The 21207-nt window shown below is 65.5% G+C and carries 22 protein-coding genes and 1 pseudogene; 11 read left to right on the plus strand and 12 right to left on the minus strand.

Features of this window, described 5'->3' with window-relative positions:
- Positions 1-82: 82 nt before the first annotated feature.
- Together EGM87_RS12920 and EGM87_RS12925 are read right to left on the minus strand one after the other, a co-directional pair.
- Positions 83-2380, minus strand: coding sequence for a putative bifunctional diguanylate cyclase/phosphodiesterase (locus tag EGM87_RS12920; protein WP_061937845.1), 2298 nt, complete (start codon positions 2378-2380; stop codon positions 83-85).
- A 158-nt stretch (positions 2381-2538) separates the two neighbouring features.
- Positions 2539-4299 carry a fatty acyl-AMP ligase gene (locus EGM87_RS12925; protein WP_137710197.1) on the minus strand — a complete coding sequence of 587 codons (1761 nt, stop codon included), beginning with the start codon at positions 4297-4299 and terminating at the stop codon, positions 2539-2541.
- Positions 4300-4449: 150 nt separating this feature from the next.
- On the opposite strand from EGM87_RS12925, the gene EGM87_RS12930 reads away from it, so the two are divergent.
- From EGM87_RS12930 to EGM87_RS12945, 4 genes and pseudogenes are all read left to right on the plus strand, one after another.
- Positions 4450-4974, plus strand: coding sequence for a regulatory protein RecX (locus EGM87_RS12930; protein ID WP_044660375.1), 525 nt, complete (start codon positions 4450-4452; stop codon positions 4972-4974).
- Between the two features lie 49 nt (positions 4975-5023).
- A complete protein-coding gene (locus EGM87_RS12935) occupies positions 5024-5542 on the plus strand; it encodes a DUF192 domain-containing protein (protein WP_137710196.1) in 519 nt (172 codons plus the stop codon).
- A 49-nt stretch (positions 5543-5591) separates the two neighbouring features.
- A complete protein-coding gene (locus EGM87_RS12940; RefSeq protein ID WP_025547500.1) occupies positions 5592-5990 on the plus strand; it encodes an NADH:ubiquinone oxidoreductase subunit NDUFA12 in 399 nt (132 codons plus the stop codon).
- Between the two features lie 227 nt (positions 5991-6217).
- Positions 6218-6388: pseudogene (locus EGM87_RS12945) on the plus strand (DUF2155 domain-containing protein); the annotation flags it as partial.
- Between the two features lie 35 nt (positions 6389-6423).
- On the opposite strand, the gene aat reads toward EGM87_RS12945, so the two are convergent.
- From aat to EGM87_RS12975, 6 genes are all read right to left on the minus strand, one after another.
- Positions 6424-7188, minus strand: coding sequence for a leucyl/phenylalanyl-tRNA--protein transferase (aat, locus tag EGM87_RS12950; protein WP_044660376.1), 765 nt, complete (start codon positions 7186-7188; stop codon positions 6424-6426).
- 114 nt (positions 7189-7302) lie between these two features.
- On the minus strand, positions 7303-8337 hold the full coding sequence (gene queA, locus EGM87_RS12955; protein WP_137710195.1) for a tRNA preQ1(34) S-adenosylmethionine ribosyltransferase-isomerase QueA: 1035 nt from the start codon (positions 8335-8337) through the stop codon (positions 7303-7305).
- A 111-nt stretch (positions 8338-8448) separates the two neighbouring features.
- Entirely contained in the window at positions 8449-9225 is a 777-nt protein-coding gene (locus EGM87_RS12960) for a peptidylprolyl isomerase (RefSeq protein ID WP_137710194.1), read from the minus strand.
- Positions 9226-9319: 94 nt separating this feature from the next.
- Positions 9320-9832: a pantetheine-phosphate adenylyltransferase gene (gene coaD / locus EGM87_RS12965; protein WP_025547507.1), complete on the minus strand. Its 513-nt coding sequence runs from the start codon at positions 9830-9832 to the stop codon at positions 9320-9322.
- A gap of 4 nt (positions 9833-9836) precedes the next feature.
- Complete coding sequence (locus tag EGM87_RS12970) at positions 9837-10757, minus strand: polyprenyl synthetase family protein (protein WP_025547509.1); 921 nt, start codon at positions 10755-10757, stop codon at positions 9837-9839.
- Between the two features lie 26 nt (positions 10758-10783).
- Positions 10784-11044: an exodeoxyribonuclease VII small subunit gene (locus EGM87_RS12975; protein WP_025547511.1), complete on the minus strand. Its 261-nt coding sequence runs from the start codon at positions 11042-11044 to the stop codon at positions 10784-10786.
- 167 nt (positions 11045-11211) lie between these two features.
- Between EGM87_RS12975 and EGM87_RS12980 the strand changes: the two genes are divergently transcribed.
- Entirely contained in the window at positions 11212-11592 is a 381-nt protein-coding gene (locus tag EGM87_RS12980) for a hypothetical protein (RefSeq protein ID WP_025547512.1), read from the plus strand.
- Positions 11593-11752: 160 nt separating this feature from the next.
- Here EGM87_RS12980 and EGM87_RS12985 read toward each other — a convergent pair whose 3' ends face one another.
- Positions 11753-12181: a DUF805 domain-containing protein gene (locus EGM87_RS12985; RefSeq protein ID WP_025547513.1), complete on the minus strand. Its 429-nt coding sequence runs from the start codon at positions 12179-12181 to the stop codon at positions 11753-11755.
- A gap of 105 nt (positions 12182-12286) precedes the next feature.
- On the opposite strand from EGM87_RS12985, the gene purL reads away from it, so the two are divergent.
- From purL to EGM87_RS13000, 3 genes are all read left to right on the plus strand, one after another.
- Complete coding sequence (purL, locus tag EGM87_RS12990) at positions 12287-14464, plus strand: phosphoribosylformylglycinamidine synthase subunit PurL (RefSeq protein ID WP_137710193.1); 2178 nt, start codon at positions 12287-12289, stop codon at positions 14462-14464.
- 83 nt (positions 14465-14547) lie between these two features.
- Positions 14548-15717: a formate-dependent phosphoribosylglycinamide formyltransferase gene (gene purT / locus EGM87_RS12995; protein ID WP_137710192.1), complete on the plus strand. Its 1170-nt coding sequence runs from the start codon at positions 14548-14550 to the stop codon at positions 15715-15717.
- Positions 15718-15842: 125 nt separating this feature from the next.
- Complete coding sequence (locus EGM87_RS13000; protein ID WP_137710191.1) at positions 15843-16562, plus strand: dienelactone hydrolase family protein; 720 nt, start codon at positions 15843-15845, stop codon at positions 16560-16562.
- Between the two features lie 17 nt (positions 16563-16579).
- Here EGM87_RS13000 and EGM87_RS13005 read toward each other — a convergent pair whose 3' ends face one another.
- Positions 16580-17710, minus strand: coding sequence for a M14 family metallopeptidase (locus EGM87_RS13005; protein ID WP_044660382.1), 1131 nt, complete (start codon positions 17708-17710; stop codon positions 16580-16582).
- Positions 17707-18321, minus strand: coding sequence for a DUF4136 domain-containing protein (locus EGM87_RS13010; RefSeq protein ID WP_083198934.1), 615 nt, complete (start codon positions 18319-18321; stop codon positions 17707-17709). Before EGM87_RS13010 ends, EGM87_RS13005 begins: the two co-directional genes overlap by 4 nt.
- Positions 18322-18529: 208 nt before the next feature.
- Here EGM87_RS13010 and ykgO point away from each other — a divergent pair, with 208 nt between their 5' ends.
- Positions 18530-18655, plus strand: a complete 126-nt coding sequence (gene ykgO / locus EGM87_RS13015) for a type B 50S ribosomal protein L36 (protein WP_004210176.1) — start codon at positions 18530-18532, stop codon at positions 18653-18655.
- A 3-nt stretch (positions 18656-18658) separates the two neighbouring features.
- On the plus strand, positions 18659-19285 hold the full coding sequence (locus EGM87_RS13020) for an HAD family hydrolase (protein WP_025547522.1): 627 nt from the start codon (positions 18659-18661) through the stop codon (positions 19283-19285).
- 53 nt (positions 19286-19338) lie between these two features.
- Here the strand turns inward: EGM87_RS13020 and pyk are convergent, their stop codons facing one another.
- On the minus strand, positions 19339-20796 hold the full coding sequence (pyk, locus tag EGM87_RS13025; protein WP_025547524.1) for a pyruvate kinase: 1458 nt from the start codon (positions 20794-20796) through the stop codon (positions 19339-19341).
- 102 nt (positions 20797-20898) lie between these two features.
- Here pyk and EGM87_RS13030 point away from each other — a divergent pair, with 102 nt between their 5' ends.
- The gene (locus tag EGM87_RS13030; protein ID WP_025547525.1) at positions 20899-21198 is read left to right on the plus strand and encodes a DUF1244 domain-containing protein; all 300 of its coding nucleotides are present in this window, start codon (positions 20899-20901) and stop codon (positions 21196-21198) included.
- The last annotated feature ends 9 nt before the right edge of the window (positions 21199-21207 follow it).

The following is a 21207-nucleotide window of genomic DNA, read 5'->3' on the forward strand; positions in this document are numbered from 1 at the left end:
CGACGAACGGGCAAGACTGCGCCATGTTCGATGGACCCCGGAGCGCATCTTGGGTCGCGTCCTTCCATCGCGGCGATGAAGCCTAGGCCCGGGCGCGCACCTGATGTCCGGGGAAGAGCGCCGCCGCGTCGGCCGCCGGCATGGGCCGCCCGAAATAGAAGCCCTGCACCTTGCGGCAGCCCAGGCCCCTGACCATGGCCAGTTCGGCCTCGGTTTCGACGCCCTCCGCCGTGGTCGCCATGCCCAGGCTGTCCGCCAGCGTGACCACCGCGCGGATGATCGCCAGGCTTTCCGCCCTGTTGTTCGCCGCGCCCACGACGAAGCTGCGGTCGATCTTGATCGTGTCGAAACGTGTGCGGCTGAGATAGCCGAGCGAGGAATAGCCCGTCCCGAAATCGTCGAGCGACAGCCGAACGCCCAGCCCCCGCAACTGATCGAGGATCTTGAGCGCCCCGGTATCGGCGTTGACGAACACGCTTTCGGTGACTTCCAGCTCCAGCCGCCGCGCCTCCAGCCCGCTCTGCGCAAGGGCCGATACCACCGCACCGACAAAGCTCGGATGGACCAGCTGCTCGGCCGAGACATTGACCGCGATGCGCACGCCGTCGGGCCAGCATGCCGCTTCCTTGCAGGCGGTCCGCAGCACCCACTCCCCGATCGGTCCGATCAACCGGGCTTCTTCCGCGACCGGAATGAATTTGGCTGGCGAGATCGGCCCCATGTCCGGGTGGGTCCAGCGCACCAGCGCCTCGAACCCGACGACAATGCCCGCCTGCGCCTCCACCACCGGCTGGAACAGCACATGCAGCTGGTTCTTCTCCAGCGCGTCGCGCAACGCGAGTTCCAGTTGGCGGCGCTCCTCCGCCTGCGCATGCAATTGCGGTTCATAGGCGCAATGCACGCCGCCGCCATCGCCCTTTGCGCGATAGAGGGCGAGGTCCGCGCTGCGGATCAGCGCTTCCGATTCATGGCCATCCTGTGGCGACACCGCCGACCCGACGGATGCACCGACGTAAAGCGTATGTTCGTCCACCTGATAAGGGGCTGAAAGGCCGTTGATGATCCGGGCCGCGAGCCTGTCGACGCCGTGATTATCCCCCAGTTGCGGGATGACGACGGCAAATTCGTCGCCGCCGATGCGCCCGCAAAATTCCGCGCCGGAACAGATATGCCGCAATCGCCGCGCCACCTGGGTCAACAGCTTGTCACCGATCTGGTGGCCCAGCGTATCGTTCACCGCCTTGAACCGGTCCAGGTCTATCATCAGGAAGGCGCAGCCGCCGCGCCCTGCGCCCGCCGTCCCGCCGCCGCCCATGGCCTGATCCAGCACATCGCGCAGATGCGTGCGATTGGGCAGGCCGGTCAACGGGTCGAACCGCGCAAGCTGCGCGATCCGTTCCGCGGATTCCTTCTGTTCGGTAATATCGGAGCCGACGCCCCGGAAGCCGAGAAAGGCGCCGCCCTCGTCATAGCGGGGCGAGGCGGACAGTTCCCACCAGCGCACATCCCCCTCCAGCTCGACCGGCAGGACGATGTTGCTGAAGCTTTCCCGCCGCTTCAGATGATCCGCCAACGCATGCAGTTCCGTCGGGAACAGGCCGCTTTCCCAGGCATTTCCAGCCAGCAGTTGCACCAGCAGCACGCCTTCCACTTCGGCCGGTGTACGGCCAAGCATTTCGGCAAGGCGCGGCGACACGCCGCTCAACCGCCGCGCGGGATCGGTCTGCCACAGCCAGTCGGACGCGCCATGTTCATATTCGCGCAGCAGCAGGCTGACGACCTCGCTCTTTTCCTCCAGTTGCACGCTGGCGCTGTGCTGCCGGGCGAAGGTCCGTGCATAAAGGAAGCAGCCGACCAGCAACGACAGCGCATAGCTGGTGGCAAGGGCAAGCAGCGGCGTCTGGTCGCGCGGATCGAACAGCGCGCCAAGCCCGACGATGCAGGGCAGCAGGAAGCCGGTCGCCGCCAGCGGAGTGGCGGCATAGCTGATCGCGCCGCAGACCATGATGCAACTGATCAGCGTCCAGTGCGCCACCAACTGCGCGGCGCCGTGCCCGGACGAGAGCGTCATCATGCACGCCGCCCAGACGAGGCCGTGAAGCAGGCCGGTGAAGCCATGGACCCTGAGATCGGTCGCGCTTGCCGCCGCGCCATTGCGCCTGCGCCGCAGGATGGCGCCGACGGCCATGGAAAGGAGCAGCGCGGCGCTCCAGACCATCAGCCCCGGCACAGAGCCGTGATCGCCGAAGACCTGCCACAGGAACAGCAGGCCGAAGAGGTTCATCGCCTGCCTCAGCAGCGCGACATGATCGGCCGAGCGCAATTGGGCGGCAAGGACGCGTTCCGCCGCATCGCCCGGAACGACGGCAAGACCCATCATCGCCCGAAGCGATATTCGCTCCCGCGAAGCCTGTTCAGAAGATGGCCCTTGCCCGCGTCTCACCCGGCCGGATTAACAGCAAGCGGTTATCAATCCGTAACGGCCGTCAAAAGCAGATGAAAAAAGCGGCCCCCGGCCGGTCGGTTCGCGGCAAAGGGTCAGGCGGCGATGTCGTAGGGCCGGATTTCGCCGGTCAGATAGAGGTTGCGCGCCTTCGACCGGCTGAGCTTGCCCGAGCTGGTGCGCGGCAAAGTGCGCGGCGGCACCAGTTCGACCACGCAGTTCATGCCGGTGATCGCCCGCACGCGTTCGCGGATCTGGTCGCGCAGCCGGGTACGCTCATCATTGTCGGAGGTCCGGCAATGCACCAGCACGGCGGGCGCTTCCTCGCCGCCCGGCGTGGTGATGGCGAAGGCGGCGATGTCGCCCTGCTTGAAGCCGGGAAGCTGCTCCACCGCCCATTCGATGTCCTGCGGCCAGTGATTCTTGCCGTTGATGATGATCATGTCCTTGGCGCGGCCCACGATATAAAGATAGCCGTCGCTCAAATAGCCCATGTCGCCCGTGTCCAGCCAGCCGTCGACCATGCAGGCGTCGGTCGCCTCAGGATCGCGGAAATAGCCGACCATCAGCGACGGCCCGGTGGTCCACACCTTGCCGATCTGACGCTCGTTCAGCTTCGCTCCATCCTCGTCCCGGATTTCCACGACCATGTCGCGCGCCGGCTTGCCGCAATTGACGATCGAGCGGAAGCGCTGCGGCCGGCCTTCGGTCGCGTCGCCGCCGGAAAGGTCGGTTTCCTCCACCAGTTCGACGATGATGCCCTCGCCCGGCGGCATGATGGTGACGGCCAGCGTGGCCTCGGCCAGGCCATAGCTCGGCAGGAACGCCTTGGGGCTGAACCCCGCGTCCCCGAACGCATCGACGAAGCTCTGCATCACGTCCGGGCGGATCATGTCCGCGCCGTTGCCCGCGAGCCTCCAACGGGACAGGTCGAAACGATCCTGCGCCTTGGTCTGGCTCGACATGCGGCGCGCGCAAATGTCGTAGCCGAAGGTCGGGGAATAGCTGATCGAGGTGCCCTCGTTCCGGCTGATGAGGTCCAGCCACGCCAGCGGCCGCCGGGCGAAATCCTCGGTCTTCATATAGTCGGTCGACACCTGGTTGGCGACGACGGACAGGAAGCAGCCGACCAGACCCATGTCATGATACCAGGGCAGCCAGCTTATGCAGCGGTCGCTCTCGACCAGTTCCATGCCATGGCTGTGCGCCGCCAGATTGCTGAGCAGCGCATGATGCGTCACCGCCACGCCATGGGGGAAGCGGGTCGAACCGCTCGAATATTGCAGATAGGCGATCTCCTCGCCCTTCGCCTGCGGCAGATCGCAGGGCACGGCTTCCCGCGCGATGAAATCCTCGAAGGCGATGCTCTCGACCGCCTTTTGACGGCCGGATTCCCCCGCCATCTCCTCCAGTTCCTTGGGAAAGAGGAACAGCATCGGGTCGCAGCTCGAAAGCTGGACGTTCAACTGGTCGATATAGCTTTCCTTGCCGCCGAAGCTGGTCGGCAGCGGCAGCGGCACCGGCCAGGCGCCCGCATAGACGATGCCGAAGAACAATTGCGCGAAATCCGGGCCCGTCTCCGCCACCAGGGCCACGCGATCCTCCGGCTTCACCCCATGGGCGATCAGCCGGTGGGCGCAGGCGACGGCGTCCTCGCGCAGCTCCGCAAAGGGATAGGGTCGCGCCAGATTCCCCCGCGCGTCGTGAAAGTTCAGGCCGCGCCGCCCGGTCGCAGCATAGTCCAGCGCTTCGCCCAGCGTCTCGAAGTCCGAGAAACGGCGGGGCAGATCGTCGGTGGTTGGCGTCGGTGCCATCATGCTTTGCGAACCCATCATATTGGTGTCACCCAATGTCATGTTTGTCATATTCCGGCGCGCCGCTAACAGCTTTCAAGCCGCTTTGCACCGGATAGTTGCATTCCAGCTTGGGCTTTTACCCCAAAAGGGGCGGTAAAATTCCGGCCCGACTGTGGCATAATCAAGGCGCAACAGGCATGAAGCATTGCCATGACCGGCAAACGCCCTCCTGCCCCGCTCGATGAAGAGGCCATGCGCGAACTTGCGCTGCGTTATGTGGCGCGCTTCGCCACCAGCCGGGCCAAATTGCTCGCCTATCTGGGCCGCAAGATCAAGGAACGCGGCTGGGGCGGCGAAGACCCCGCCGATCCGCAGGCGCTGGTCGATCGGCTGAGCGAATTGCGCTATGTCGACGATGCCGGCTATGCCGTGATGAAAAGCGGCGCGCTCAGCCGCCGCGGTTATGGCGCCCGCCGGGTCGCGGAAACCCTGCGCGCCGATGGCATAGCGGAAGCCGACCGGGTGGAAGCCCACGCCCAGACCCAAAGGGAAAGCTGGTCCGCCGCCGACCGCTTCGCCCGGCGCAAGCGGATCGGCCCCTATGCCCAGGAACGACCGGACCTAAAGCAGCGGGAAAAATGGATTGCCGCCTTCCTGCGCGCCGGCCATGATTACGCCACCGCCCGCCGCTGGACCGACGCCGCGCCGGGGGAAGTGCCGGAAGCGGATGAGTAGCCGCTCAGCACCCTGTTTGTTAACCGCCACGCTGTGATACCTCACCCCTATGAAGCCCTTCCTCCTCCTTCTGCTTGCAATTTTCCCGGCCGCCTGCTCCCCATCCGCCCCCAAAGCCGAAAACACCGCCGCGCCCACCGCCACCGGGCAAACCACCCTCCTCCCCCTCACCATCCACACCGCCAAAACCGCTCACCGCTTCACCGTCGAACTCGCCCTTACCGAACAGCAGCAGGAACAGGGCCTGATGTTCCGCAAGTCGCTCGCCCCCGATTCCGGGATGCTCTTCCCCATGTCACCGCCCCGCACGGCCAGCTTCTGGATGAAGAACACGCTGATCCCGCTCGACATGCTGTTCATCCACACCGACGGCAGCATCGCCTTCCTGAAGGCCAACGCCGCCCCTTATTCCCGCGAGCCGGTCTCCGCCGGCATCCCGGTCGCCGCCGTCCTCGAACTGCGCGGCGGCAGGGCGGCGGAGCTGGGCATCAGGGAAGGCGACCGCGTCACCTGGGGCGATTGCGACCGGCCGTCCTCGTCAAACCCCCTCAATTTCTGCCCCCGCTGACCAGAACCGCCTTGCCAAGCGCCAGCCGCAACGGCTAAGCGCTTCGCCCATGGGAATCCTTGGCAAGATCTTCACCTGGTGGGATGGCGCGACCATCGGCACCTCGCTCTACACCTCCCGCAAGGGCACGAAGGTGGGTGAGGACCATCAGGGCAATGTCTATTATGAAGGCGGCACCGACCCCAATGGACTGACCCGGCGCTGGGTCATCTATAATGGCGCGAACGACGCCAGCCGCGTGCCCGCCGAATGGCATGGCTGGCTGCATCATTCGATCGAGGGCGCGCCGGAGAGTTTCCTGCCGCCCCCGCGCATCTGGGAAAGGGACTTCACCCCCAACGCCACCGGCACGGCCCAGGCCTACCGCCCCACCGGCGCGCTGGAAAAGGGCGGCCTGCGCCAGAAGGCGACCGGCGATTATGAGGCGTGGAGCCCCGACGCATCATGATGCGGCGCCCGGCGGGACGTTTCCTGCCGATTCTCGGCTGCACCCTGGTACTGGCCGGTTGCGGCGGCGACGATCTGCCGACGCAGAACCAGGGCGGTCCTGTCCGCATCGAGGGGCAGAAGATCCGCAATGGCGACGAGTCTCCCCTCACCGGCACGCCGATGAACGAGCGGGTGGCGGTGATCGGCCTGCTCAACAAGCGCAACGGCATCACCACCGACCTGACGATGAAACCGGGCGAAGCGCTGCGCGTGGGCGATGCCATTGTTCGGCTGCAGGCCTGCGAAACCACGGCGCCCTGGGAAAATGTGCAGGAAACCGGCGCCTTCGTTCAGCTCGACGTGCGCAGCACCGCCGACAATAAATGGCGCCGCAACTTTTCCGGCTGGCTGTTCCGGGAACGGCCCGACCGCAATGTCGTGCAGCACCCGGTCTACGACGTCTGGGTCAGGAGCTGCACGATGTCATGGCCGGAAACCGGTCCCGATACGGTGAAGCTGGGCGACAAGGGCGAAGTGTCGGACGGCGCGCGGGCCAAGGCGTCCCCGGCAAGCGGCGAAAATGCCAGCTCCGCCCAGACGCCGGAACCGGCCGCCAGCACGCCCCGCCCCGCCCCCAGCGCCACGCCGTCCAATGCGCCCGCCAATGATTGAAGATAGTCGCGCTGGCTGATTTCGATCGCACCCAATGACCGCAGATGATCGGTCATGAACTGGCAGTCGAGCAGGGTGAAACCGCCGAAACGCATGCGGGCGGTCAGCCAGGCCAGCGCCACCTTCGACGCATCGGCGCGCCGCGACACCATGCTTTCCCCGAAAAAGGCCCGCCCCAGCGCCACGCCATAAAGGCCGCCGACCAGTTCCTCCCCCTCCCACACCTCAACGGAGTGGGCGAAACCTATTTCATGCAGATGGCGATAGGCACGCTCGATCGGATGGTTGATCCAGGTGGACGGGCGGTCCGGCGCGGCTTCTGCGCAGAGCCGGACGATGCCTGTGAAATCCCGATTGGCGGTGACCCGAAACCGCTCCCGCCGGATCGTCTTGGCCAGCGAATGGGAGATGTGGAAACCGTCGAGCGGCATGATCGCCCGTCGCTTCGGCTCGATCCAGTACACCTCCTCCGCCTCGCGGTCGTCGGACATGGGAAACACGCCGATCGCGTAAGCCTGCAACAGCACCAGCGGGTCAATCGTCATCAAAGAAAGACTTAACGCGAGACAGGGCAGCGCGCCAGTGCGACTTTCATTCCTTGGACCGCGGGACGGGGCTTCCCGTTTTGCAAGGTCGATGGAGCGTCAACATGAGCGGCCTTAAGGCTGGGGCAGAAGCAGGCTGGAATCGCCATAGCTGTAGAAACGATAGCCGCGATCAATGGCGTGCCGATAGACCGACAGCATTTTCTCCGTACCCATCAAGGCGCTTACCAGCATGAACAGGGTCGATTTGGGCAGGTGGAAATTGGTCATCAACCCGTCGACTGCGCGGAAACGATAGCCCGGCGTGATGAATATCCGCGTCTCGTCCGCGAAAGGACGGATGATGCCGTCCTCCCCCGTCGCGCTTTCCAGCAGGCGCAGGCTGGTGGTGCCGACCGCGATCAGCCGGCCGCCGGCCGCCCGTGCGGCGTTGAGACGGTCCGCCGTCGCCTGGTCGATCCGCCCCCATTCGGCATGCATCCGGTGATCGTCCGTATCCTCCGCCTTTACCGGCAGGAAGGTGCCGGCGCCGACATGCAGCGTCAGCGTTTCGGTCCGGACGCCGGCTTTTTCGACCGCTGCCATCAATTCGGGCGTGAAGTGCAACGCCGCCGTGGGGGCGGCGACCGCGCCGTCCTCCCGCGCGAACATGGTCTGGTAATCGCTGCGGTCGCGCTCGTCGGTCGGGCGCTTGCTGGCGATATAGGGGGGCAGCGGCATCCGGCCCGCCCGTTCCAGCAACAGCTCGACCGGCTCCTCACCCTCGAAGCGGAGCGTGACGCCACCGTCCTCGTCGCGCGGGCCGGCCACAGCGGTGACGCCATTGCCGAAGTCGATCCGGTCGCCATCGCGCACCCGCTTGGCGTTGCGGAGGAAGGCCTGCCATTGGCGCAGACCGAGCCGCTTGTGGAGCGTGGCGCCGACCTTGGCCTGGCCGCGCATCCCCTCCAATTGGGCGGGAATGACCCTGGTGTCGTTGAACACCAGCACGTCGCCGGCGCGCAGCAGGTCCGGCAGATCGCGCACGATCCGGTCCTGGAAGGGCGCGTCGCCGGGCACCAGCAGCAGCCGGGCCGCGTCGCGCGGGGAAGCAGGACGAAGCGCGATGCTTTCAGGCGGGAGGTCGAAATCGAACAGATCTACGCGCATGGTCGAATGCTCTAGAACAGCATATCCAGTGCTCCTGCGAAGGCAGAAGCCCAGTTCAGGCGGCGGGACTGGGCTCCTGCCTTCGCAGGAGCACGCATTCACCCGGCCTGACTATTTCTTCTTCGGCGCGGCCGGCTTCCTTGCGGGCACGGGCTTCTTCGCCGGCGGCGCGACGATCGAGGGCGCGGGCGGAGCAGGCGGCGTCGGCAGTGCCGTCACCGGCGGCCTGCCGTCGCTTTCGATCGAGGCCTGGAGGATGATGGTCGGATCGGCGGGCGGTTCGCCCTGATGGATGGCATCGACATATTGCATGCCCTCGATCACGCGGCCGAACACCGTATATTTCTTGTCGAGCTGCATGCGCGGCAGGAAGACGATGAAGAACTGGCTGTTCGCGCTGTCCTCGCTCTGGGCGCGGGCCATGGAGACGGTGCCGCGCAGATGCGGCATCGGATTGAATTCGGCCTTCAGGTCCGGCAGCGTCGACCCCCCGGTCCCGTCCCCCTTGGGGTCGCCGCCCTGCGCCATGAAGCCGGGAATGACGCGGTGGAATTTGAGCCCGTTGTAGAAGCCCTGGCGCGTCAGCTCCTTGATCCGCTCGACATGGCCGGGCGCGATGTCGGGACGCAACTGGATGCGCACGCGGCCGCCGCTCGACAGGTCCAGATCCCAGACATTCTGGGGATCGACAGGCACCGTGGCCGGCGGCAGCTTGGAAGCGGGATCGAGGCCGAGCTGCTTGGCGGCCTGCTCCGCGCGCACGGCCGCCTCCTCCTTCTTCATCTCCTCGGCATTGCGCCCACCGCCGCCCTGGGCCAGGGCCGCGCCGCTCGATGCATAGAGAGCGAAACCGATCGCCACGGTCTTGAGCGCCGACGTGAACCGCATGAATGAAGCTTTCCTCAAATTTTGCCCAGGTGCGAACTTGCCCTGATAGCGCCCTCTTCGCGATTGGCAACTGAACGAAGGCTGAGTGGAGCCTTCAGCCCTGCCCTTTCAGGCCGATGGCGGCGACCCGCGCCTCCACTTCCTCGCGCACGGCGGGGCTGACGAATTTGTGGATCGGCCCGCCATAGAGCGCGATTTCCTTGACCAGACGGGAAGCGATCGGCTGCAACGACACGTCCGCCATCAGGAAAACGGTTTCGACCCGGCCGTTGATCTGCTGGTTCATCCCCGCCATCTGATATTCATATTCGAAGTCGGCGACGGCGCGCAGGCCCCGGATGATGACGCTCGCCCCCTGCGATTCGGCAAAGTCCATCAGCAGCGAGTTGAAGCCCGTGACGACGATTTCCGTGTCGATGCCCGCGCATTCGCGCCGCACCATATCCAGCCGTTCATCGTCGGAGAACATCGGGGATTTGGAGATGTTGGTGGTGACGCCGATCACCAGCTTGTCGACCAGCTTCGCGCCGCGCCGGATGATGTCCATATGACCCAAGGTGATCGGATCGAATGTCCCGGGATAGACCCCCACCCTCTGCTTGCTCATGCCCCTAACGATCCCTTTCCACGATATAGTCGGCAATGGCGCGCAGCAGGTCGGCCTCCGGCCCGAAGCCGTGCAGATGCGCCTTCGCCTGCTCGACCAGCAGGCGGCCCTGTTCCCGCGCCCGCTCCACCCCCAGCAGGGAGACGAAGGTTTCCTTCCCCGCCGCCGCGTCCTTGCCCAGCGCCTTGCCGGCGAGAACGGCGTCCCCCTCGACGTCGAGCAGGTCGTCCGCGATCTGGAAGGCAAGGCCGATGTCGCGGGCATAGCCGTGCAGGCGCGTTCGCCCCTCCGGCGGGATGCGGGCCATGATCGCCGCCGCATCGACGCAGAAGCCGATCAGCGCGCCGGTCTTCAACTGCTGGAGCCGCGTGACCGTGGGCAGGTCGAAGCTGGTCTTCTCCGCCTCCAGGTCCATCATCTGGCCGCCCGCCATGCCGCTGGTGCCGCTGGCGACGGCCAGCGCCTTCACCAGCTCGACCCGGACGAAAGGATCGGGATGCGTCTCCTCGTCCGCCAGCACTTCGAAAGCCAGGTCGTGCAGGCAATCGCCCGCTAGGATCGCCGTCGCCTCGTCAAATGCCTTGTGCACGGTCGGCTTGCCCCGGCGAAGATCGTCGTCGTCCATCGCCGGAAGATCATCATGCACCAGCGAATAGACATGGATGCATTCCACCGCGACGCCGACCCGCAGCGCCGAATCCCGCGAGATGTTGAACAGGTCGCTGGCCGCCTGCACCAGCAGCGGACGCAGCCGCTTGCCTCCGCCCATGGCCGCATGGCGCATCGCTTCGTGCAGGCGCCGGCGCGGGTCGTCGGGAACCGCCAGCAGCGCGTCGAACAGGCGGTCGATGTCGGCCGCCACCGCCGCAGCGCGGTCGGCCACCAGACCGATCGACCGAGGCGAGGCGGAGTCGGGTCCGCTCATGGCCGCCTCTCCCGCACGCTGCACGCTCAGTCCGAACCGAAGGGCTGAGCGCCGGTCACGGCGCCGCCGGCGTCGATCGTCAGCTTGGCGATGCGCGCTTCGGCCGCCTGCAGCCGTTCCATGCAGCGTTTCCGCAGTTCCTCGCCCTGCGAATAGAGCGAAATGGATTCGTCGAGCGGCACATCCCCGCTCTCCAGCCGCCGGACGATCGATTCGAGCGCGCGCAGCGCATCTTCGAACGACATCTGCGACGGATCGCCCTCATGAGTCATGCTGTCTTGCGCCATGTCCCTGCATTGGCGACCCCCGCCCGCCCGGTCAAGCCCGCATGGGCCCTGGGGGCCGATTCCGGCCGCCATTCACGAAAACGTCATGACGTCGCGCCACTGGCTGGCGGACTCGTGGCAGTTTTGCGTTGACGCTTGGCGTGGCTAGTGCACATAGAAGGACCGCTATGAAATATCATCTCCCCCTGATCTCCGTGGCGGCGCTTGCGCTGCTGTCCGCCTGCAACAAGAATGACGAACCCGAAGTGGTGGGCGGCCCCGCCGATCCCATGGCCGAAAAGCTGGCCAATGCCGCTCCCGTCGAACTGCCGCCGATGGTGAAGGAAAGCCATCAATATCGCTGCAAGGACAACAGCCTGATCTTCGTCGACTTCATGAGCGACGACAAGACGGTGAACGTGCGCACCGAAAAGGACGGCGCCCCCACGAAGCTGACCGCCGCCGAGGCGGGCAAGCCCTTCGAAGGCGGCGGCTTCAAGGTCGAGGGCTCGGGCAAGCAGATCACCGCCACCCTGCCGGGCAAGAGCGCGCTGAGCTGCAAGGCCTGATCCTTTCCGTTTTCCTGCAAGTGCGGGCCGGCCCTCCCCATGGAGGCCGGCCTTTTTCTTTGGGTTTGCGAGAATGTGGCCAATCGACGCCATTCCCCTCCCGCCTGCTGGAGGGGGAATGGCTTGAACCGCCCAATCATGCACGCCCGGACCGACGCGCTCAACGCAATTCCGGCTCTCCCACCTCGACCGGATCGGGGCCGAAGCGGTTGGGCCCCCGCGTGCCGCTCATGATGAAGAAGATCAGCAGGACGATGCTGCCGATGATCGGGAAGAAGACGATCAGCAGCCACCAGCCGCTGCGGTCGGTATCGTGCAGGCGGCGGACGGAAACCGCGATATGGGGAATGATCATCGCCAGTGTGAACAGCCCCGTCAGCGGACCACCGCGGGTGCTGTAGCCCGCGCCCGCCCACCAGGGGCCGCGCTGGAACCAGTGATCGGTCGTGCTGAGGCCCAATATCCCCTCGACCATCGCGACGCCGATATAACAGAGCAGCAGGAACAGGACGAACATCCAATATTCGCGCGGCCGCGCCCGGCCGGAGAATTTGGCGTAGCGACGAAGCGGCAACAGCATCCATTCCATGGGCAACTCCCCTTTTTTTCGTCCGGCCGGGAAAGCTATCATGTTTTCGCCCGGGCGCGAGCCTCAGCATTGTCTATCGGGCGCTCCCCCGCTAAAGGCGCGCACATGTCCAGCACCGCATCCCAGATCACGCCGCAGGTCGTCGCAGACCATGGGCTTTCCCCGGAAGAATATGATCGCGTCCTGAACGCGCTCGGCCGGGAGCCGAATCTCACCGAACTCGGCATTTTCTCGGTGATGTGGTCGGAGCATTGCTCTTACAAAAGTTCGCGGATCCATCTGAAGAAGCTGCCCACGGAAGGGCCGCAGGTCATTTGCGGCCCCGGTGAAAATGCGGGCGTGGTGGACATCGGGGACGGCCAGGCCGCGATCTTCAAGATGGAGAGCCACAACCATCCCAGCTATATCGAACCCTATCAGGGCGCGGCGACGGGCGTGGGCGGCATTTTGCGCGACGTCTTCACCATGGGCGCGCGGCCGGTGGCGAACATGAACGCGCTGCGCTTCGGGCGGCCCGACCATCCGAAGATGAAGCACCTCATCAGCGGCGTGGTGCATGGCATTGGCGGCTACGGCAATTGCGTCGGCGTGCCGACCGTGGGCGGCGAGGTGAATTTCCACCCCGCCTATGACGGCAACATCCTGGTCAATGCGATGACCGTGGGCGTCGCGGAAACGGACAAGATCTTCTATTCCGCCGCTTCGGGCATCGGCAATCCGATCGTCTATGTGGGTTCGAAGACCGGCCGTGACGGCATCCATGGCGCGACCATGGCCTCGGCGGACTTCGGCGACGACGCCGACGCCAAGCGCCCGACGGTGCAGGTCGGCGATCCCTTCACCGAAAAGCTGCTGATCGAAGCCTGCCTCGAACTCATGGCATCCGACGCGATCGTCGCGATCCAGGACATGGGCGCGGCGGGCCTCACCTCCTCCTCGGTGGAAATGGCGTCCAAGGGCGGCGTCGGCATCCAGCTCAACATGGACGATGTGCCGCAGCGCGAAACCGGCATGACCGCCTATGAGATGATGCTGTCGGAGTCGCAGGAGCGCATGCTCATGGTGCTCCAGCCGGGCAAGGAAGCCTTTGCCGAAGCCATTTTCCGCAAGTGGGAGCTGGACTTCGCCGTGATCGGCCATGTGACGGATACCGGCCGCATGGTGCTGGTCCACAAGGGCGAGACGGTGTGCGACATTCCGCTGGCTCCGCTGGCCGACGATGCGCCGCTCTACGACCGTCCGGCGATGGCGAAGGATGAATATAAGGCCTGGTCGGGCGTGCAGCCCTTGGGCGAGATCAGCGAGAGCGCCGACATCGGCGCCGATCTCGTCAGGCTGATGGGATCGCCTGACATCGCCTCTCGCCGCTGGATCTGGGAGCAGTACGATCATATGGTGGGCGCCGACACGGTGCAGCGCCCCGGCGGCGACGCGGCGGTGGTGCGCGTCCATGGCACGCGGAAGGGCATAGCGATCAGCACCGACTGCACGCCGCGCTATTGCTATGCGGACCCCTATGAGGGCGGCAAGCAGGCGATCGCGGAATGCTATCGCAACATCAGCGCCGTCGGCGCGACGCCGCTCGCCGTGACCAATTGCCTGAACTTCGCCAATCCGCAGCGGCCAGAGATCATGGCGCAGTTCACCGGCTGCCTGGAAGGCATGGGGGAGGCTTGCCGCGCGCTGGATTTCCCGATCGTGTCGGGCAATGTCAGCCTGTACAATGAATCCAAGGCGACCGGCGGCGGATCGGCGATCCTGCCCACCCCGGCGATCGGCGGCATCGGCCTGCTCCAGGACATCGACGGGATGGCGACCGTGGCCTTCAAGAATGAGGGCGACGCCATCTGGCTGATCGGCGGGGAAGGCAGCCATCTCGGCCAGTCGATCTGGCTGCGCGAGATTGCCGGCCGGGAAGCGGGCGAGGCGCCGAAGGTCGATCTGGCGGCGGAGCGTGCCCATGCCGAAACCGTCCGGGCGCTGATCGCGGAAGGCAAGGTCAATGCGGTGCATGACATTTCCGACGGCGGCCTGCTGGTCGCGGTGACGGAAATGGCGCTGGCCGGGAAGATCGGCGCGGAGCTGAGCATCGTCCTTACGACCGCCAGCGCCTTTGGCGAGGATCAGGGCCGGTACATCGTCGCCGCCGCCCAGGGAGTGGACATTCCAGGCGCGGTTCGCATCGGCACGACTGGCGGCGACAAGGTGGCGGGCGTGGCGCTGGCGGACCTGCGCAGCGCCCATGAGGGCTTCTTCCCGACACTGATGGACGCTGAACTTTAAAGAATAGAAATGACGTGTTCCTGCGCCGACAGGAGCACGCTGCGCTGAATGCGCTGAAGACGTCCATTTCGAGGAGTCCCGCCATGGCCTTTACCGCGAAGATCCTCCTTCTGGGCTCGGGCGAACTGGGTCGTGAATTCGTGATCTCCGCCAAGCGCCTCGGCGCGCAGGTCATCGCCTGCGACAGCTATGCGGGGGCGCCTGCCATGCAGGTGGCGGACGGGTTTGAAGTCTTTTCCATGCTTGACGCCGACCTGCTCGCCAAAGCCATCGAAAAGCATCGGCCCGACTTCGTGGTCCCCGAAATCGAGGCGATCCGCACCGAGGTCCTGGCCGATTTCGAGGCGCGCGGCGTGACGGTCGTCCCTTCGGCCCGCGCCACCATCATGACCATGAACCGCGACCGCATTCGCGAAGTCGCCGCGGTCGAACTGGGGCTGCGCACCTCCCGCTATCGCTACGCCGAAACGCTGGAGGAAGTGCGGGCGGGGGCGGCGCATACCGGCCTTCCCTGCGTCATCAAGCCGGTCATGTCCTCATCCGGCAAGGGCCAGAGCACGGTCCGCACGATTGAAGAACTGGAAGCCGCCTGGGACTATGCAGTCGCGAACATGCGCGGCGACCGCAGCCGGGTGATCGTCGAGGAATTCATCGCCTTCGACTATGAGATCACGCTGCTGACCGTGCGCAGCCGTGACGGCGTCAGCTTCTGTCCGCCTATCGGCCATCGGCAGGAATGCGGCGACTATCAGGAAAGCTGGCAGCCCACGCCCATGTCCGGCGGCGCGCTGGCCGCCGCCCAGGACATGGCGCGCAAGGTGGTCGACAATCTGGGCGGCTACGGCATTTTCGGCGTGGAGTTCTTCGTGAAGGGAGAGGATGTCATCTTCTCCGAACTCTCGCCCCGGCCGCACGATACCGGCATGGTGACCCTGATCTCCCAGAACTGGAGCGAATTCGATCTTCACGCCCGCGCGATCATGGGCCTGCCGGTGCCGGAAGTGACGCTGCATGGGGCCGCGGCTTCGGCGGTGATATTGGCGGATCGGGAATCGGATGACTTTCGGTTCGAAGGATTGGCCGAAGCGCTCTCGACGCCCGGTGGGGAAGTCGATCTGCGCCTGTTCGGCAAGCCGACGACCCGCCCCTATCGCCGCATGGGCGTCGCCCTGGCCCGCGCGGTCGATGCAGACCAGGCCCGCGCCGTCGCGGCCGAGGCTGCATCGAGAGTGCGGATCATCCATGGTCGATAGGGCGGTTTCCCGCCATTAGGCCCCTCGCCCTGAAGGGGAGGTGCCAACATCCGCAACTGGCCCAATCTTGCCAATCCCGCATGGCATCCCAACATGCGTCCCGACCCCGAAGCAAGGAGCCTTTCATGACCATCACCCGCCGCGTCACCGTGCATGAAGGCCCTGGCGGTCAGTTCGAGAGCATGGCCGTGTTCGACGATGCCGCCGCCGCTCCGTGTCCGGCCATCCTGCTTTTCCCCAATGTTCTGGGCACCAAGGAGGCCGATTTCGCCTATGCCGAAAAGGTCGCGGCGATCGGTTACACCGTGCTCGTCGCGGATGTGTTCGGCCAGGGCAAGCGGACCAGCCGCGCCGATCCGGACATGGGCCGCTACATGGCCGAACTCAATGATGACCGCATTTTGCTGCGGGACCGGACGAACGCCGCCCATGCGCTGCTGAAATCGCTCGATGAGGCGGACGAGAGCCGGACCGCGGCGATCGGCTTCTGCTTCGGCGGCAAATGCGTGCTCGACCTTGCCCGTTCAGGAGCGGATATTGCAGGCGGCGTCAGCTTCCACGGCGTCTATGATGCGCCGCCCCTTCCCCATGCGAAGATCACCGCGCGGCTGCTGATCTGCCACGGCTGGGACGATCCGATCGCGCCGCCGGAAGCCACGGTCGCGCTGGCGAAGGAACTGACCGAAGCGGGATGCGATTGGCAGATCCATGCCTATGGCCATACCGGGCACGCCTTCACCGACCATGACGCGAAGATGCCCGAAAGGGGCCTGGCCTATAATCCCGAAGCCGACCGCCGCAGCTTCCGCGCGATGGCCGATTTCCTGGGCGATCTCTTTGGCTGAACCGCGGCCGGCCGGGTTCAGATTTCGTCGATCATCTCCGCCAGCACGCCCAGGCAGTCCTTGGCGAGTTGGATCGATCGGGCCGGCGACCAGCCGAAATCGGCGTCCGGCAGGTCGTCATTATCCTTGAACGGCATTTCCAGCGTCATTGCCACGGCGCCGAAGCGCTCGGCCAACTGGTTGGTGGACATGGACAAGTTCGCCTTGCCCGCCGGCGCGGTGGGATAGCCCTTCCTCGTCTGGAAATCGGGCGTCCGGGCGGCCAGCGTGTCGCGATAGCGGCGATACAAGGCCGACTTCCGCTCCGTGATGGAGGGGATGCCCTCGAACCCGGCCAGGAACACGGCCGCAATAGCCTCGTCGCCATGCACGTCCATGGCGAAATCGACCCCGACCTCATCCATCGCCCCGCGCACCAGGAACACCTCCGGACTCTTCTCCATCGACGGCTCATGCCATTCGCGGTTGAGGTTGATGCCCACGGCGTTGGTCCGCAAATGGCCGCGACGGCTGCCGTCCGGATTCATGTTCGGCACGATGTAGAAGGTCGCCTCCCTGCGCAGCAGCCGCGCCACGGCGTCCTCCTCGTCGCAGAGCCGCTCCAGCGCGCCCTCCATCCACCATTCGGCCATGCTTTCGCCCGGATGCTGGCGGGCGTAGAGCCAGACCTTCTTCGGTCCTTCCCCCAGCACCAGCAGGTCGAGCGGCTGCCTGTCGAGCGTCAGCCCCAGTTCGCGATGCTCCACCCCCGGCTGGGACGCCGCCCAGGCGACCAGATCATGGTGCCGTTCCATCGAATAGGGCGCGAAATAGGCGAGCCACACCGCATTGCTGTCGGGCGAAAGACGGATCGTCAGCGTCCCGTCGGCATAGCCGGTGTCCGCCAGCAGCCAATTCTCCCGATCCTCGCTATAGCGCGCCTTATAGCCTGGCCAGCCGTCGGGATAGGCCGACGCGCCGCAATTGACGATCGCCAGTTCGACTTCCCGCCCGGCCACGCCAGCCACGCGGAAGTGGAACCATTGGTAGAAGTCGCTCTGCCGGTCCTTAACGATCTCCAGCTCGGCGCGGACGCCTGCGGACGTGGCGGAAATGGAAAGAACGCGAATATTGCCGCTGTCGAAGGCGCTTGTGATCGAGATGCTCATCTGACGGTTATAGTCCGCCCCGATTCGCCCGGATAGCCCCCCAGCAATGCCGTCGCCAGCTTCTGCGCCGCCAAACCCGGCTGCGATGCGGGCGTTCCCTCCCGCGCCCCAGTCTGCGCCCGGCCCTCCCAGATGGTGGTCGAATCGGCGCGGCGGCGTATCTGCACCTGCAATTCGGTGAAGACCTGCCCCTTGGGCTTGCCCGACAGGTTGATGCCGATGCCCAGCCCCAGGCCGGAATAGCCGCCGCTGCCCACGGCGCCGCCCACGCCGACGCTTACCGGCTTGCCATTGGCGCCATAGCTTTCGGGTTCGCGGAAGGTGCGGCGGAAACTCACCAGCGCGACATAGTCGCTCTTCGCCCCCTGTGCGGCCGTGGTGAAGCCCACGCGCTGCAATTCCTGCTCGATCGCGGCGGCATAGGTGCGGAATTCCAGGCCGACATCGGGGTTGCCGGCCATTTCCTCGACGGCGATGGTCCCGTTGCGCGCCGGATCGTCGATATGGAACCGCGTCACCTCCACCGGTGGAACAGCCGTGGCGCAGCCGCTGAGCCCCAGGGCCAGCAGGGACGGAAGGACGATCTTCTTCAACATGGACGGATTCGACATGGATGGCACTCCAGGGGATGAACAGCCTCTACACGACACCGCGCCGCTAATCCCTTAAAAGCGTCAAGCCACGGATTTGCTGCATGCAGGATGAACGGCGCGGCGATGGAGCGAAAAGCGGGCGGCCGCCCTTGACTTTCAGCCGTCCCGCCCATAGGGGCTGCGCTTCGATTTTCGATCACGCAAGATTCATTCAAAGGCTGGTTCCATGAAGATCCGCAATTCGCTCAAGTCGCTCAAGGGCCGTCACCGGGACAACCGCGTGATCCGCCGTCGCGGCCGCACCTATGTCATCAACAAGACCAACCGCCGCTTCAAGGCCCGCCAGGGCTGATTCATGGCGGATATTGCCGCCGTCGTCTTTGACGTTGGCAATGTCTTGTATCACTGGACCCCAAGGGTTCTGTACGAGCGCCTGATCGATGACGATCGGGCGCTCGATGCGTTTCTCCGCGACGTGGTGACGCTGGACTGGCACTTCCAGCATGACCAGGGCCGCCCCTTCGCGGAAACCAGCGCAGAGCTGATCGCGCGCCATCCCGAACATGCGGCGCTGATTCGCCTCTGGGGCGAGAAGTTCATCGACAGCGTAGGACCGGCAGTCGAGGGCATGCCGGAGATCGTCCTTGAATTGCACGAGGGCGGCATTCCGCTCTTCGCCATCACCAATTTCAGCCATGAATTCTGGGCGCCATTCCATGCTCGGGAGTCGGCGCTGTTCGCCCCCTTCCGCGACATCGTGGTCTCCGGCGCGGAAAAGCTGGTGAAGCCCGACCCCGCGATCTACCGGCTGGCGCTGGAGCGATTCGGTTTGAGCGCGGAACAGGCGCTGTTCATTGATGACCGCGAGGAAAATGTCCTGGCGGCCGAGGCGGAAGGCATGCGCGGCCACCTGTTCCGCGATGCGGCGACGCTGCGCCGGGAACTGGCAGAGCTGGCGTTGCTTCGAAGCCCAACCGTCTAAGCTGGACGTGCCCCTGCGAAGGCAGGAGCACGACCCTTAGGAGCGATCGGCATTCAGCCCTCGTCCCGGCCCCTCAGCTCATCTCCGCGAATCGCGGCCACATGCAGCACATTGGTCGACCCCGGCGTCCCGAAAGGCACGCCGGCCAGCACGACGATCTTGCCGCCCTTCTCGACCATATCGTGGCGCAGCGCCATGCGGCGGGCCTTGCCGATCATCTCCTCGAACGTGCCGATGTCCTTGGTCCGGACGGCATGCACGCCCCAGGTCAGCCCCAGCTTGCGCGCCGTATCCTGCCGGGGCGTCAGCGCCAGGATCGGTGTCATCGGCCGCTCGCGCGCCACGCGGCGCACGGTGCTGCCCGAAGAGGTGAAGCAGGTTATCGCGCTCGCCCCGACGACGGACACGATGCTGCCGGCGCCCTCCGCCAGCGCATCGGCGGTGGTGGGATCGGGCTTCGTCTCGGTATAGTGCAGCCGCCCGAAATAGCCCGGGTCGCGCTCCACGCTATGGGCGATGCTGTCCATCATCGTCACCGCCTCGACCGGCCAGTCGCCCGCCGCCGTTTCCGCCGACAGCATGATCGCGTCGGCCCCGTCATAGACCGCGGTCGCGACATCGGACACTTCGGCGCGGGTGGGCGTCGGCGCCTTGATCATGGATTCCAGCATCTGCGTCGCCACCACGACGGGCCGACCCATGCGGCGCGCGGTCGCCACGATCTGCTTCTGCAGCGGCGGCACCGCCTGGGGCGGCAGTTCCACGCCAAGGTCGCCCCGCGCCACCATCACGCCGTCGGCCAGTTCGATGATCTCCTCCAGCCGCTGGACAGCCGCCGGCTTCTCGATCTTCGCCATCAATGCGCCATAGCCGCCCATCAGCTTGCGCGCCTCGGCTAGGTCCTCCGGCCGCTGGACGAAGCTCAGGGCGATCCAGTCGCAGCCCTGCTCGACCGCGAAGCTCAGGTCGCGCCGGTCCTTTTCGGTCAGCGCCGGCACCGGCACGACCACATCGGGCACGTTCACGCCCTTGCGGTTGGAAAGGGTACCGCCGACCTCGACCACCGTGTCGATGCGATCCTCCGCCACCTTCTTGACCCGCAGCACCATCTTGCCGTCGTCCAGCAACAGCCGGGTTTCGGGCACCAGAGCCGCATAGATCTCCGGATGGGGCAGGTTGACCCGCGTCGCATCGCCCGGCGCAGGATCGCTGTCGAACACGAAGGCCGCGCCCGTTTCCAGCACCGCCAGCCCGCGATCGAAGGTCCCGACGCGCAGCTTCGGCCCCTGAAGGTCGCCCAGGATTGTCGTAGGACGTCCGAATTCCTTTTCCAGCGCCCGGATCGTCGCGATGCGCGCGGCATGATCCTCATGCGCGCCATGGCTCATATTGATGCGGAAAGCGTCGGCCCCGGCGACGAACAGCGCCCGGATCATTTCCGGGCTGTCGCTCGCGGGGCCAAGGGTCGCCAATATGCGGACCTTGCGCGAACGGGGCGGTAATTTCGTCATTCCTCTTGTCTCCTGGCCGTCATGGTCGCCTCTGGTTTGCCAGGGCGCGGTTTTCGATTATCCGTGCTGCACGACAGGATGATGATCAGCGAAAGGTTCGCCGTGAGCGATAACATACTCAGTGATGCGGTTGCCGCAACCGCCTTCCGACGGCTGGTGGCGCATTTGCAGCACCGCACCGATGTCCAGAATATCGACCTGATGGGAACGGCGGGCTTCTGCCGCAACTGCCTGGCCGACTGGATCGCGGAGGCGGACGGCACGATCGGCAGGGAGGAAGCGCGGGAGATCATCCATGGCATGCCCTTTGCCGAATGGAAATCCCGCCATCAGGGCGAGGCGACGCCGGAACAGATCGCCCGCATGCAGGAGAGTGTGGCGAAGAACGCCGACAATCATTAGAGGCAGGCG

It is taken from the genome of Sphingobium sp. RSMS (assembly GCF_005406185.4).
GTDB classification, from domain to species: Bacteria; Pseudomonadota; Alphaproteobacteria; order Sphingomonadales; family Sphingomonadaceae; genus Sphingobium; species Sphingobium fuliginis.